We start from the raw sequence: 14,371 nt of genomic DNA on the forward strand, positions 1-14,371 counted from the left end.
CCGGTCTCCCTGTGCGTACCGGCGGCGCGCCCGGACGGGCGGTCTTCGACCGGCGACGGTACGTGGTCCGGACCAATCCAGTCAATGCCCCGGTCCGCGACGGCGGTCTGGAACGAATTCGGCCGCCGTCGCGGAAAGGCGAGAATGCCGCGCCGGGTCACCCGGAAGTGTTCTAGACCAATTTGAGATCGGCGAAACCGGAGCGGGCGGTTTGCCGGGGCGGCCGGACGGACGTACTGCTGACCAGCCCGAACTCACCCGCTGGGCCGGTCGGCCCAGCGGGACATTGCCAGGGAACGCGTTCATCCTGCCGGGGGACACGATGACCTAAGGGAATCGTGTCATGGGGACATTGACCAAACTGTGCGACACGTTCTAAATTTTCCGGTTACCACAACCCTGCGATTTCTCCAAGCTATTCCGCGGACCCGGGACGACCCTGCCGTTTTGGTCGGGCCGTGTTCGTTCCGCGCTCATTTTTCCTCAAGCACCGTCCGGATTGATCATCCTTACGGGAGTGGGCAATGCGATTAAGTCTGTACAGGGCCGGAGTGAGGCGATCCCTCCTGGTCGGCCTGGCCATGGCCACGGTCGTGGCCGTGGTGGCCACCGCGAACCCCGCCCAGGCCGACGACGGCGGCGTCTCCGACGCGCCGATCCTCGGCATCTGGGAGGCCCAGAGCCTCAACGGCGTCAACAACAACCCCAATTTCCCGTCCCTGGGTGCCGGCAACACCAAGTACCTGCGGATCGGCCCAACCCGGTACGCCGACGGGCTCAGCCAGATGGTCTCCGGGCCGAACGCCCGCGCGGTGTCGAACCGGATCTTCAACGACATGCACATCAACGTGTTCTCCGACCGTGGCGTCACCCAGTGGGGCAACGTGTGGGGCCAGTTCGTCGACCACAACATGGGCCACCGCGACGAGGCCGGCACCAAGGCGGACATCCCGTTCAACGCGAACGACCCGATGGAGTCGTTCCGCGACACCCTCGGTGTCATCCCGTTCAACCGGTCCGTGCCCGCCCCGGGCACGGGCGTGAACAACGCCCGGCAGCAGCTCAACACGGAGAACTCGTTCCTGGACGGCGAGGCCGTCTACGGGCCGTCGGACGGCCGGCTCGACTGGCTGCGCAGCGGCTCGGTCGACGGCAACCCGGACAACAACTCCGCCACGTTGATGATGCCGAACAACTACCTGCCCCGCGCGGACAGCCGCGGCAACGCGTCCGCGGCCCCTACCATGGCCGTTGACGGTCGGCTGTTGACCACACCGGGCAAGGCCGTCGTCGCGGGCGACGTCCGTGCCAACGAACAGGCGCTGCTCACGTCGGTGCAGACCCTGTTCGCCCGTGAGCACAACCGGATCGTGGCGGCGCTGCCGAGGAGCATGTCGCAGGAGGACAAGTTCCAGCTCGCCCGTGCCGTGGTGATCGCGGAGATCCAGAACATCACGTACAACGAGTTCCTGCCCGCGATGGGCGTGTCGCTGCCCTCCTACCAGGGCTACGACCCGAACCTGGACCCGTCGACCGCCCACGAGTTCGCCACCGTCGGATACCGGGCGCACAGCTTCATCCACGGCGAGATGGAGACCACCACCAACCTCAGCCGCTACTCGCAGGCGACGCTCGACGCGCTGAAGGCGGCCGGTGTGGAGGTCACGCCGGACGGCGCCAACGTGGACATCGCCGTGCCGGACAACCTGCTGTTCTTCAACCCGAACATCGTCGAGCAGATCCAGCTCGGGCCCATCATGACGGGCATCACCGGCGAGTCGGACTACCGCAACGACGAGACCATCGACAACCAGTTGCGCAGCATCCTGTTCCAGGTCCCGACATCGAGCAACCCGGACTGTCTGGACGGTCCGACCATGCCGCAGTGCTTCAGTGGCGTGGTCGACCTCGGCGCGATCGACCTGCAGCGTGGCCGCGACCACGGCATGCCGACGTACAACCAGATGCGCAACTCCTACGGCCTGTCGACGAAGACCTCGTTCACGGCGATCACCGGTGAGTCGACCGACTCGTTCCCGGCCGACCCGCTGCTGACCCCGGGCAACGAGATCAACGACCCGAACTGCCTCGATGTCGTCGCGTTGTTCGACATCAAGGGCAACCCGACGACCGTCGCGGCCGACAACGCCACCCGTGTCGTCAGGCGGTGCACGGTGGCCGCCCGCCTCAAGGCACTGTACGGCTCAGTGTCCAACTTGGACGCCTTCACCGGGATGCTCGCGGAGAAGCACCTGACCGGGTCCGAGCTGGGCGAGCTGCAGATGGCGATCTGGAAGGACCAGTTCGGTGCCGCCCGCGACGGCGACCGGTTCTTCTACCTCAACGACCCGTTGCAGGACTACATCCGCAGCAACTTCGGAATCGACTCGCACCGGACGCTGGCGCAGGTGATCGCGGCCAACACGGACGTCCCGGCAACGCAGTTGCCGGCCAACGTGTTCCGCCTTCCCGGCGCGCCCAACGTCAGCGCCGGCTTGGTGGGCGATTCGGCGGCCGACGCCGTGGCACCCGCGCCGGACGCGACCCCCGCGGCCGTCGCGACGTCCAGCCTGACCCGTCACGACAGCCGGAACCCCAGCCCTGCCAACAAGTCGACTCCACAGTCCGCGATCACCGGACAGTATCCGATTGCCCGGCAACTGCATCGCCGCCCAAGGCGCTGCAGGACGGCCGGTTAGCGATCCACTGTGTCGCCGTCACGCCCGTCGCGTGACGGCGACACGTTCTGCTTCGGAGGTCACGTCATGGCTGTCGACTCATCGACGGGCTTACCGGCGCCGGCTGTGCCGCGGCAGCGCCCGTGGCTCGTGCTCGCCGTTCTGTGCCTTGGTTTCTTCGTCATCCTGCTGGACACGACCATCGTGAACATCGCGGTCCCGGAACTGACCGTGAGCCTGGGCGCCACGCTCGATCAGGTCCTGTGGATCGTCAACGCGTACACCATCACCTACGCCGCGTTGCTCATCACCGGCGGCCGGCTCGGCGACATGTACGGTGCGAAGCGGCTTTTCATGATCGGGCTCGTTCTGTTCACCACGGCGTCCGCGGTGTGCGGCCTGGCCCAGACACCTGCCCAGTTGATCGCCGCCCGCGCGCTGCAGGGCGTCGGCGGTGCGTTGCTGACACCTCAGACCCTGGCCATCATCACGGTGACGTTCCCGGCGAACCGGCGCGGTGCCGCGTACGGCATCTGGGGCGCGGTGGCCGGGCTGGCCACCGTCGCCGGGCCCGCGGTCGGTGGCTGGCTGGTGACCAGCCTGAACTGGCGCTGGGTCTTCTACGTCAACCTGCCGATCGGGCTGGCCGCCCTCGGGCTGGCCGCCGCGTTCCTGCCCGACCTGCGGTTCAACCGCCGACACCGGCTGGACTGGCGCGGCACCGCGTTGGTGTCGCTTGCCCTGTTCCTGATCAGCTTCGGCCTGATCGAGGGGCCGTCGCATCGCTGGGGCGCGGTGTGGGGGCCAGTGACGATCCCGACCGTGCTCGGCGCCGGGGTGGTCGTCCTGCTGCTGTTCGTGTGGCAGCAACGCGCCCATCGCGACCGTGAACCCCTTGTCCCAACAGGTATCTACGCCAACCGCGACTTCGCCGTGATGAGCGGGGTGGTGGCGGCGATCTCGTTCGGGATGCTCGGGCTGTTCCTGCCGCTGGTGATCTTCCTGCAGTCCGTGCTGTCGCTGAGCGCGTTGCAGGCCGGCCTGGTGCTGGCGCCGATGTCCCTCGCGTCCATCGCGAGCGCCCCGGTCGCCGGCCGGTTGGCCGACCGCTACGGCGGGAAGGACGCGTTGATCTTCGGACTGGTGTTCTGGGCCGGCGGCATCGCCCTGGTGCTCTGGTCCACCCGGATCGACGACGACCGCGGCCAGCTGATCGCCGGCCTGGTCATCGCCGGCCTGGGCCTCGGCATGACCTTCGCCCCGCTGCAGAGCATCGCGATGCGCGACATCATGCCCAACGTCGCCAGCGCCGCCGCCGGTCTGATGAACACCGCACGCCAGTTGGGCGCGCTGCTCGGTTCGTCCGTCACGGGCGCGTTGCTGCAGGCCCAACTCGCCGCCCGGCTCGGCCCGGCGGCCGACCAGAACGTCGACGCGCTGCCCGAGTCCTTCCGCCCCTGGGTGCTCGACGGCTTCCACAAGGCCGCGGCGACCGCCAAGGGCCTCGAAGTCGGGGCCGGCCAGAGCGGCGCCCACATCCCCGCGGACGTCCCGGCGTCCGTCCGGCCGGCGATCGAGCAGATCGCGTTGAAAGCGTTCCACGAGTCGTACATCCCGGCGATGCGCCTGACCTTGATCCTGCCGGTCATCGTTCTCGCGCTCGCGGTGATCGGTGCGCTCTTCGTCCGGCACACCGGCCGCCCCCGGACCGGTGAAGAGCGCACCCCGACCGGGTGAGGACGGCCCTACCCCGGCTCTGCCGGTCCGCCGGATGGTCATCGGGCGGGCCGCCGGAAATGCTTTCGGCATGCGAAAGACATTGCAGTTGTTGACGATCGCGGCGGTGGCCGTCGGCGTGTCGGCGCCGGTCGCCGCCGCGTCGTCCCGGCCGGAGTGGGCCACCTGTGCCACGGCTGTCCAGCAGGAATGCGCGAAGATCGAAGTCCCGTTGGACTACGACCGCCCGGCCGGCCCGCGGATCTCGCTGGCGATCTCCCGGATCCGCACGGCCACACCCCAGCTGCGCCGGGGAGTGCTGCTGCTGATCCCCGGCGGACCCGGCAACACCGGCCTGCAGCGGCCGACCGCCCTCGGCCTGCACCTGCCCAAGGACGTCCTGGACCGCTACGACCTGATCGGCTTCGACCCACGCGGTACCGGCGAGAGCACACCCGTGAACTGCGCACTCACCCCGCAGGACATCACCTCGGACCAGTTCCTGCCCTGGCCGGACGCGAACGGGGACATCACCGCGAACGCCGCCCATGCCCGTCGAGTGGCCGAGGCGTGTGCCGGCAACGGCGGCCCACTGATGCAGCACATCAGCACCCCCACCGAGGCCAGGGACATCGACCAGATCCGGATCGCGCTCGGTGAACGGAAGCTGTCCTCCTGGGGCACCTCGTACGGCACGTATGCCGGCGCGGTCTACGCCACGATGTTCCCCGGTCACACCGACAGGGTCGTGTTGGACAGCAACGACGACCCTGACCCGAAGCGGCTGGAACGTGGATGGCTCAACAACTTCGCCGTCGGCGGCGAGGACCGGTTCCCCGATTTCGCCGCCTTCGCCGCGGCCCGTGACTCCACCTACGGTCTTGGCACCACCCCGGCCGCGGTGCGGGAGACCTACCTGAGCCTGGCCGCGTCCCTGGACCGTGCGCCCCGGCCCGACCTGACCGGAAACGGCTTTCGGTCCACAATGTTCAACGGTCTGTACAACACCAGCAACTTCCCTTTGCTGGCACAGGTCCTGCAGGGAGTGCGAACCGGCGGCCCGGTGCCGGCCATTCCCGTCCCGCCGAACCTGCAGAACCTCGTCGCCGTTTCGACCGCGACAGCGTGCAACGACGTCGCGTGGCCTCGCTCGGTGCAGTTTTACGCCGACGCTGTCGCGCGTAGCCGGAGCGACTTCCCGCTGACCGCAGGCATGCCCGCCAACATCATGCCGTGCGCGTTCTGGCCGTTCCAGCCAGTCCAGCCCGTGCGGATCACTCCGTACGGACCGGACAACGTGCTGCTGGTGCAGAACCTTCGTGACCCGGCGACACCCTACTCGGGCGCGTTGAAGATGCGTGCGGCGTTCGGCCACCGGGCCCGGATGGTCACCGTCAACTCCGGCGGCCACGGCGCGTACCTCGTCAACGGGAACCCGTGCGGGGACAACGCGGTCACGGCGTTCCTCGTCAACGGCACCTATCAGGACACCACATGCTGATGTAGAGCTGTCAGCTTGTCGTACGACTTGGGCTGCGCGGTCGCGGCGGCGGGCGGGAAACCGTTGGCCGCCGTGGCCGCCGGCTGACCGGAGGTGAACAGCCAGGTCTGGAAGAACTTGTCCAGGTCCTGCCCGGACACCCGCTTGGCCAGCGCGACGAAGTCCGCGGTGTCCGCGTTGCCGTACCGGTGCTGCGCGACCCATTCTCGCACGATGGTGAAGAACTTGTTGTCTCCCACCACGTTGCGCAGTGCCTGCAGGGTCATCGCGCCGCGGGTGTACACCGGGTCGGCCAGCAGCTTGTCCGGGGTCGGGTCGCCTGGCTTGATCTTCCAGCAGCCGGGCTTCTGGTGCCCGTAGGTCCAGTCGGCCAACTGCTGTGCGGTGCCCTCGCCGGCGTACTCCGACCACAGCCACTCCGCGTAGTTGGCGAACCCCTCGTTCAGCCAGATGTTCCGCCAGCCGCGCACCGACACCGCGTCCCCGAACCACTGGTGTGCGTTCTCGTGCACGACGACATACATGTCCGAGTGTGGCGCGAAGTTCCCGCTGTAGTACACCGGCTGGCTCTGGAACTCCTCGGCGTCGGTGCTGCCGTCGTTGGCCGCGACCACACCACCTTCGGAGTCGAACGGGTAGGGCCCGAAGATGCTGGACTCCCAGGCGATCACCTCAGGAGTGCGTTCCACGCTCGCGATCGACGAGTCGCGCACGGCTGGGCTGAGCCGTCGGTCGTAAGCGGTGACGAACGGCCGTCCGTCCGGCGCGGTGGTACGACGGATGTCGTAGTGGCCGATGGTCAGCATCTGCAGGTAAGTGGCCTGCGGCTTGGTGCCGCGCCAGTTCCACCTGGTCCAGCCCAACTGACTGGTGGTGCCGGTGAGCAACCCGGTGGAGATCGCCTGGGTGCCGTCGGGCACCGCCACCGAGACGTCGAAGGTCGCCTTGTCGGTCGGGTGGTCGTTGCACGGGAACCACGCCGAGGCGATGTGCGGCTCGGCGGTGGACATCGCGCCGTCCGGGGTGGCCACCCACGGGTTCTCCCCGTCGATCTCCACTGTGGACGGAACACCCTGGTAGCGCACCACCACGGTGATCGGCCGGTTGGCCGGCACGCCGGCCTTGGGGGTGACCACCAACTTGTTGCCCCGCTTGACGAACTTCGCGGGGGCGTTGTCCACCAGCACCGAGCTGGTGTCCAGCCCGAAGTCGAAGGAGAACGCGCTCAGGTACTGGGTGGTGGTGGCCAGGATGGTGGCGGTGCCGGACAGCCGGTCGGCCCCCGGCTGGTAGGTCAACCGCAGGTCGTAGTGGTCCACCTGGTACCCGGTGTTGCCGTCGTTCGGATAGTACGGATCGCCGATACTCGGCAGACCTGGTGTTCCGGCGGCGGCGGCGTTGCCCACCGGCAACAGCGCCACGGTCAGCGCGGCGAGTACGGCACGGGTCCAACGGGTCATCGGTGACCTCCTACCACTGGGAGACGTCGATGATGAGGACTCCCGGGCCGGGCCGGACAGCCACAACCTGTGCGGCAACCGGCCGTCCGATTTGAACACATTGTGGGTAGCTCCCCATGTCGAACCGCAGCACAGTGGGCTGCCTCACCGCAACCTCGGGGCGGGTCGCCGCGAATCGGCCCGGGTGAGGACAGGAGGTCGGCATGGCGAAACCGGATGGACCGGCCGAGCCGCGATGGCACCGGACCGTGGTGTCGGTGGACCGGGACGCGATCGGGCACAACGTCCGCCAGTTGTCCCCGCCCGGTGTGCCGGTGATGGCCATGGTCAAGGGCGACGCCTACGGCCACGGTGCCATCGAGGCGGCGGCCACCGCAGTGGCGGCCGGGGCGCGATGGCTGGGGGTCGCCCTGGTCCAGGAGGGGCTACGACTGCGCCAGGCCGGGTTCGCCGTGCCGATCTTCGTCAGCACCGAGCTACCGGCCGGTAGCGAGGTGGACGCGGTGCGGGCCGACCTGCGGATCAGTGTCCACACCGACGACGGGCTGCTGCGGTTGGCGGACGCGGCCCGCGCGCTCGACCGTCCGGTCGGGGCGCACCTGGCTGTGGACACCGGGCTGGCCAGGGCCGGCGTGGCCGGCCATGACGCCGTCGGGTTCGCCGGCCGACTGGCCCGCGCCGGACTGCGGCTCGACGGTGTGTGGACGCACCTGGCCAAGTCCGAGGACATCGACAGCTTCACCGCCCGCCAGCTCGACCGGTTCGACGAGGTGCTGGCCGGCCTGCACGCCGGCGGACACCGGCCCGTCCTGCGGCACGCCGCGAACACCGCGGCCGTCCTGGCCTGGCCGCGGTCCCACCTTGACCTGGTGCGCCCCGGGATCGGCCTGTTCGGCGCCATCCTGAACGCCGGGTTGTCCGGCGCGGACGCGCTGCGCCCGGCGCTGACCTGGCGCAGCCGGGTAGTCCAGACCAGCCGGCTGCGCGCCGGCCAGGGCGTCTCCTACGGACTGACCTACCGGGTGGCCGGCCCCGCCACGGTGGCCACCGTGGCGGTCGGGTTCGCCGACGGCTACCCACGCCAGTTGTCCAACCGTGGCGAGGTGCTGATCCGTGGCCGGCGCTACCCGGTCGCCGGGGTGATCGCGATGGACCAGCTCACCGTCGACGTCGGGGACGACCCGGTGGCGCCCGGCGACGAGGTGGTGCTGATCGGCCGGCAGGGCGAGCAGTCGATCACCGTGGCCGAGGTCGCCGACTGGGCCGGCACCATCCCGGACGAGGTGTTCTGCGGCATCAGCGCCCGGGTGCCACGCGACTACGTCGGCAGCCCACCGCCGGCCGAGGTCTTCAAGACCCACCAACTCGGCGTGTCGAGGTCTTGAAGACCCGCCAACCCCAGTCCCATCCGCACCGTCCAGGAGTCGCCATGGCCGACCAGCCCCAGCCCGCGTTACCAGGACTACGGGCACAGTTGTTGCGGCGCAAGCCACCCGAGCAGTTCGACGTCGCCGTCGGGTCGGCGGCCAAGCTCAAACGGTCACTGGGCACGTTCCACCTGGCGATGATCGGGATCGGCTGCGTGGTCGGCACCGGCATCTTCTTCACGTTGTCCACCGCGGTGCCCAAGGCCGGACCCGCGGTGATCGTGTCGTTCCTGATCGCCGGGCTGGCCGCCACCTTGTCCGCGTTGTGTTACGCCGAGGTCGCCTCCAGGATTCCGGTGGCCGGGTCGACGTATTCCTACGCGTACGCCTCGCTCGGCGAGTTCGCCGCGATGGCCATGGCCGCCTGCCTGCTGCTGGAGTACGGCGTGTCCACTGCCGCGTCCGCGGTCGGCTGGAGCGGCTACCTGGCCAAGTTGTTCGAGGACCTGCTGCACGTCAAGCTGCCGTACTGGGCGCTGCACGCGCCAGGGGTGTCCGACAGCGGCCAGGTCGGCGTCGTCAACCTGCCCGCGGTGATACTGCTGTTGCTGTGCGGGCTGTTGCTGGTGCGCGGCGTCACCGAGTCGATGGTCGTGAACACCATCATGGTGCTGCTCAAGCTGAGCGTGTTGGCGCTGTTCATCGTGCTCGCGCTGAGTGCGTTCCACAGCAACAACTTCGCCGACTTCGCGCCGATGGGAATGGCCGGAATCGGCGCGGGCAGCGCGTCCATCTTCTTCACTTTCGTCGGCGTCGACGCGGTGTCCACGGCCGGCGAGGAAGTCCGCGAGCCGCGCAAGACCTTGCCGCGCGCCATTCTCATCGCCGTCGGCGTGGTGATCGTGTTCTACGTCCTGGTGGCGGTGGCCGCGCTCGGCGCGCAGCAGTGGGAGCGGTTCGACGGCCAGGAGGCTGGCCTGGCGGTGATCCTGCAGGACCTGACCGGGCAGGCATGGCCCGGCGAGGTGCTGTCGCTCGGCGCGGTGATCTCGATCTTCTCGGTGTGCCTGGTCAGCCTGTACGGGCAGACCAGGATCCTGTTCGCGATGGGCCGCGACGGCATGGTGTCGCGGCGGTTCGCCAAGGTCAGCCCGCGCACCCGGACCCCGGTGTTCAACACCGTCCTGGTGACCGTCCTGGTGGCGCTGGGCGCGGCGTTCTTCCCGCTGGACGCGCTGGGCGACCTGACCAGCATCGGCACGTTGTTCGCCTTCATCGTGGTGGCGCTGACCGTGCTGATCCTGCGCCGCACGAACAAGGACGGCCCACGTGGCTTCCGGATTCCCGGTGGCCCGGTCATCCCGGTCCTCACCGTGGTCGTCTGCGGCTACGTGATGATCAGCCTCGGCTGGATCACCTGGGTGATCTTCGCCGGCTGGCTGCTGGTCGCGTTGGCCTACTACCTGCTCTACGCCCGTCGGCACTCCGCGCTGAACGCACTGTCCACTGTGGACGGCTCGGCGGAGACCGACGCCCGGATCACGATCTAGGCGGCGCCCGACCCCCGTGTTAGGGTCACCTAAGTTCGGCGGCGGCGCCGCGACGGGCGCGATCCTCCAGATCCTGGTGTTCGGGGCGGAACTCTCGCGATAGCCGGCAGTGCGCCGCTCGGCGCGTTCGCCGCCGCGGTGTACTTCCTCGCCTACCGCAAGGGCGTTGCCGGATACCGGCTTGTCCTGGTCGGCATCGGCGTCGCTGCACTGCTCACCGCGTTGAACCGGTACCTCCTGCTCGCCGCGGAACTCGACGACGCGTTTCGCGCCGCGGTCTGGCTCACCGGCAGTCTGCTCGACCGGACCTGGGACCACGTCACCATCGTCACGGTCGCGGTCGGGACGCTCGTACCGGCGGCATGCCTGGCGGCAAGACGCCTGTCCTTGCTGGAGATGGGCGACGACGTCGGTGCCGCACTCGGAGTAGCCCCCGCGCGCACAAGGCTTGCCGTGTACGTGATCGCGGTGGGCTTGGCCGGCGCGGCCACCGCGGCGGCTGGTCCGGTGGCATTCGTTGCGTTGGCGGCACCGCACATCACGAAACGACTGTCGCGTGTGGCCGGACCGAATCTCGTCGGCTCCGGGCTGGTCGGCGCGATTCTCCTGCTGGTGGCCGACGTGTCGACCCAGCGGTTTTCCCGACGGGCGAGCTGCCAGTCGGGGTGGCCACCGCCGCCCTTGGCGGACTGTACCTGGCCGTGTCGCTCGGGCGGATCAGGCGAGGCTGGGATGACGCGTTCGAGGTCGGCGAGCACCGCGTTCGCGGCCGACGGCGACCCACCGTCCCATCAGGACACTCGGGGCACCTCGAACACCTTGCCCGCCTGCACAGCGGGCAGCCGCGACGTCGACCTGGCCGAACCCGAGGTGGTCGAAGGGCTGCCGGGGCGACGGCAAGTAGGCCGGAACGGGCGGCGAAGCGTCCAATGTCGCCGCCGCGACGAGCGGTATGCCATGTTCGAGCGCCACCTGTAACGCCTGGCCGGGATCCAGCGCGATCACCCGTTGCGGTTGAACCGGCACGTCAGTCGTCCCGTACGGGTGGACAACCGGTTTCGTCGCGACCCGGGGGATCGCCGTCCCGACGATCCCCCGGACCGCACGCCGCGAGCGCGAGCGTGCCACCGCCGAGCGCGGTGAGGAACGTTCTCCTGTCAACCCGTCACTTAGGTTAGCCTACGCATACTTGGGTCGATCGGTAAAGAGGCGCCCGTGGACCCGAACCCGCGGGTCGGCTCGAAGATCCACTTCGGACAGCCGAACTCTTCGAGATCTCACCAATCCGCTCCGTGACCCGCGGCGAATCCCGGTCATCAGGCACAGGACCCAAGGGAGATCAACGACATGCGTTTGCCACGCAAAGCAGTGGTCGTCGTCGGCGGATTCGCGCTGATGGCACTGGCCGCCTGCGGGAACAGCACCACCGCCGCCCCGGCCGCCCAGCCGTCCCCGGCACCCCCCAGCACATCGGCGATGGCGAGCCAGTTCGGCCCGGCGTGCGGCGCGGTGCCCAAGGAGGGCGCGGGCAGCTTCCAGGGGATGGCCCAGGACCCGGTGGCCACGGCCGCTTCGAACAACCCGGTGTTGTCCACTTTGGTCGCCGCGGTGAAGCAGGCGGGCCTGGTCGACACGCTCAACGGCGCCAAGGACATCACCGTGTTCGCGCCCACGAACGACGCGTTCGCCAAGATCCCCAAGGCCACCCTGGACAAGGTGCTGGCCGACAAGGCCACGTTGACCAAGATCCTGACCCACCACGTGGTCGGCAAGACCGTCACGCCGACCGACCTGTCCTCAGGTACGTTCGACACGCTGGCCAAGGACACCGTCACCACGAGCGGCAGCGGCGACTCGTTCAAGGTCGACAACGCGAACGTGGTCTGCGGCAACGTGAAGACCGCCAACGCCACAGTGTACATCGTAGACTCGGTGTTGATCCCGGCCGAGCAGTTCGGCCCGGCGTGTAGCGCGGTGCCGAAGGATGGCGCGGGTAGCTTCCAGGGGATGGCCCAGGACCCGGTGGCCACGGCCGCTTCGAACAACCCGGTGTTGTCCACTTTGGTCGCGGCCGTGAAGCAGGCCGGCCTGGTCGACACGCTCAACGGCCTCAAGGGCGTGACCGTGTTCGCGCCGACGAACGACGCGTTCGCGAAGATCCCCAAGGCGGACCTGGACAAGGTGCTGGCGGACAAGGCCACGTTGACCAAGATCCTGACCTACCACGTGGTCGGCAAGACCGTCACGCCGACGGACCTGGCGAACGGCAGCTTCGACACCGTCGAAAAGGGCAAGCTGACCACGATGGGCAGCGGCACCGACTTCACCGTCGGCACCGGCGGCGCCAAGGTCGTCTGTGGCAACGTGAAGACCGCCAACGCCACCGTCTACATCATCGACTCCGTCCTCATGCCGCCGGCCAACTGACAACCTTGGGCTAGGCCGGCACACAGCCGGGGTGACCACCGACGGGCGGTCACCCCGGCTGTCCCGCGATCGTCCGACGTGGGATGATCATCCCGACTGTGATGAATCTTCCCGCTGGGAGACGTTGAAAGGGTGCGTGACGACGGGCTCGCCGATACCGAGGCGACGTCGCCGACGCCGAGCAGCGCCGCCGACCGCCTGATCGGCCGGCCGATGCCCGGCGACCGGCTGCGTGGCTGGCTGGTCGCGAGCGTACTCGCGGTGGTCGGCGGACTGGTTCGGTTCCAGAACCTCGCGTGGCCCACCGATCACGGCACGCCGGTCTTCGACGAGAAGTACTACACCGCGCAGGCGTGGCAGATGCTGCGCAACGGCTGGATCGAGGACAACCCCGGCTTCAACTGGACCGTGCACCCGCCGCTGGCCAAGCAGATCATCGCGATCGGCGAGATGCTGTTCGGCTACAACGGCTTGGGCTGGCGGTTCACCGCCGCGATCGCGGGCACGCTGATGGTCCTGCTGATCGTCCGCGTCGCGCGGCGGCTGACCCGGTCCACCCTGCTCGGTGGCGTCGCCGGGGTGCTGCTCATCTGCGACGGCGTGCTGCACCTGATGAGCCGGATGGGGATGCTCGACATCTTCCTGGCGTTGTTCGTGCTCGTCGCGTTCGGCTGTGTCCTGATCGACCGCGACCAGGTACGCGAACGGCTCGCGACCGCCGCACGCGAGGGCTGGGCGACCACATCGCTGTACGGGCCACGGCTGGGCTTCCGCTGGCGGCGCTGTGCCGCGGGCGTGTCGCTCGGGCTGGCGTGCGGAGTGAAATGGGGCGGGCTGTACTGGGTCGTCGCGTTCGGCCTGCTGACCGTGTTCTGGGACGTCACCGCTCGCCGCGCCGCCGGGATCACGCACCCGTGGATCGGCACGCTGCTGCGTGACGTGCTACCCGCACTGTGGGCGCTGCTGCTCATCCCGGTCATGGTGTACCTGGGCACGTGGTGGGCGTGGTTCGCCAGCGAGACCGGGGTGAACCGGCATCTGGCACGGGACACCGCGTCGTTCGCCGACGTGTTCCCGGCCGCGCTGCGTTCCCTCTGGCAGTACTCGGCGGACGTGCTGCGTTTCCACGAGACCCTGTCGACACCGAAGAACAATCCGCATCCGTGGGAGTCCAAGCCCTGGACCTGGCCGATGGGCCTGCGTCCGATGCGTTACTACTACGAAGTTGTCTCGGGCGGCTGCGGCGCGCCGACATGCGTGCGCGCAACCATGCTCATCGGGACGCCCGCGATGTGGTGGCTGTCACTGCCGATGCTCGCATGGGCTTTCTGGCGCGCGATCGGCAAGTTGGACTGGCGGTACGCGGCGGTACTGGTGGCGTACCTGGCCGGGCTGCTGCCGTGGTTCATCAACCTGGACCGGCAGATGTACTTCTTCTACATGACGCCGGTGTCCGCGTTCCTGGTGCTGGGCCTGGTGCTGCCGCTCGGCCAGATCCTCGGCTCGGTGCGGGACGGGTACGAGCGGCGCGGCACCGGACTGCTGGTGGTCACCCTGTACGTGGGCCTGGTCGTGGCGAACTTCGTGTGGCTGTGGCCGATCCTGAACGGCGACCCGATCACCGGCGGCCGCTGGCAGGCCGAACTCTGGCTCCCGTCCTGGCGTTGACCGT

The 14,371-nt window shown here is 68.8% G+C and carries 9 protein-coding genes; 8 read left to right on the plus strand and 1 reads right to left on the minus strand.

The genetic code is table 11. The features are described from left to right. Positions 1-551 precede the first annotated feature (551 nt). The 3 genes from EV192_RS08485 (at position 552) to EV192_RS08495 (ending at position 5,895) form a co-directional block, all read left to right on the plus strand. The gene (locus EV192_RS08485; protein WP_165960250.1) at positions 552-2,699 is read left to right on the plus strand and encodes a peroxidase family protein; all 2,148 of its coding nucleotides are present in this window, start codon (positions 552-554) and stop codon (positions 2,697-2,699) included. A 66-nt stretch (positions 2,700-2,765) separates the two neighbouring features. Further along, on the plus strand, positions 2,766-4,415 hold the full coding sequence (locus tag EV192_RS08490; protein WP_132112689.1) for an MFS transporter: 1,650 nt from the start codon (positions 2,766-2,768) through the stop codon (positions 4,413-4,415). Positions 4,416-4,485: 70 nt separating this feature from the next. Then, positions 4,486-5,895, plus strand: coding sequence for an alpha/beta hydrolase (locus EV192_RS08495; RefSeq protein WP_132112691.1), 1,410 nt, complete (start codon positions 4,486-4,488; stop codon positions 5,893-5,895). Here the strand turns inward: EV192_RS08495 and EV192_RS08500 are convergent. Next, positions 5,877-7,355 carry a M1 family metallopeptidase gene (locus EV192_RS08500; RefSeq protein ID WP_132112693.1) on the minus strand — a complete coding sequence of 493 codons (1,479 nt, stop codon included), beginning with the start codon at positions 7,353-7,355 and terminating at the stop codon, positions 5,877-5,879. The genes EV192_RS08495 and EV192_RS08500 overlap by 19 nt on opposite strands. 203 nt (positions 7,356-7,558) lie before the next feature. Here EV192_RS08500 and alr point away from each other — a divergent pair, with 203 nt between their 5' ends. The 5 genes from alr to EV192_RS08530 all read left to right on the plus strand — a co-directional run bounded on the left by alr (position 7,559) and on the right by EV192_RS08530 (position 14,367). Continuing rightward, positions 7,559-8,740 (plus strand): alanine racemase, encoded by a 1,182-nt coding sequence (alr, locus tag EV192_RS08505; RefSeq protein WP_132112695.1) that lies wholly within the window; start codon positions 7,559-7,561, stop codon positions 8,738-8,740. 44 nt (positions 8,741-8,784) lie between these two features. Beyond that, complete coding sequence (locus tag EV192_RS08510; protein WP_132112697.1) at positions 8,785-10,272, plus strand: amino acid permease; 1,488 nt, start codon at positions 8,785-8,787, stop codon at positions 10,270-10,272. Between the two features lie 99 nt (positions 10,273-10,371). Further along, positions 10,372-11,250, plus strand: coding sequence for a FecCD family ABC transporter permease (locus EV192_RS08515; protein WP_132112699.1), 879 nt, complete (start codon positions 10,372-10,374; stop codon positions 11,248-11,250). A gap of 369 nt (positions 11,251-11,619) precedes the next feature. Beyond that, entirely contained in the window at positions 11,620-12,699 is a 1,080-nt protein-coding gene (locus EV192_RS54620) for a fasciclin domain-containing protein (protein WP_207925912.1), read from the plus strand. 132 nt (positions 12,700-12,831) lie between these two features. Continuing rightward, entirely contained in the window at positions 12,832-14,367 is a 1,536-nt protein-coding gene (locus EV192_RS08530; protein WP_424923344.1) for a dolichyl-phosphate-mannose--protein mannosyltransferase, read from the plus strand. The last annotated feature ends 4 nt before the right edge of the window (positions 14,368-14,371 follow it).

This window comes from Actinocrispum wychmicini, from assembly GCF_004345645.1.
Taxonomy (GTDB): Bacteria; Actinomycetota; Actinomycetes; order Mycobacteriales; family Pseudonocardiaceae; genus Kibdelosporangium; species Kibdelosporangium wychmicini.

What these genes read in the sequence shown, in the direction of transcription:
- alr (WP_132112695.1), top strand. Translation starts at nt 7,559, where the DNA reads ATGGCGAAACCGGATGGACCGGCCGAGCCGCGATGGCACCGGACCGTG.
- EV192_RS08510 (WP_132112697.1), top strand. Translation starts at nt 8,785, where the DNA reads ATGGCCGACCAGCCCCAGCCCGCGTTACCAGGACTACGGGCACAGTTG.
- EV192_RS54620 (WP_207925912.1), top strand. Translation starts at nt 11,620, where the DNA reads ATGCGTTTGCCACGCAAAGCAGTGGTCGTCGTCGGCGGATTCGCGCTG.
- EV192_RS08500 (WP_132112693.1), bottom strand. Translation starts at nt 7,355, where the DNA reads ATGACCCGTTGGACCCGTGCCGTACTCGCCGCGCTGACCGTGGCGCTG.
- EV192_RS08495 (WP_132112691.1), top strand. Translation starts at nt 4,486, where the DNA reads ATGCGAAAGACATTGCAGTTGTTGACGATCGCGGCGGTGGCCGTCGGC.
- EV192_RS08490 (WP_132112689.1), top strand. Translation starts at nt 2,766, where the DNA reads ATGGCTGTCGACTCATCGACGGGCTTACCGGCGCCGGCTGTGCCGCGG.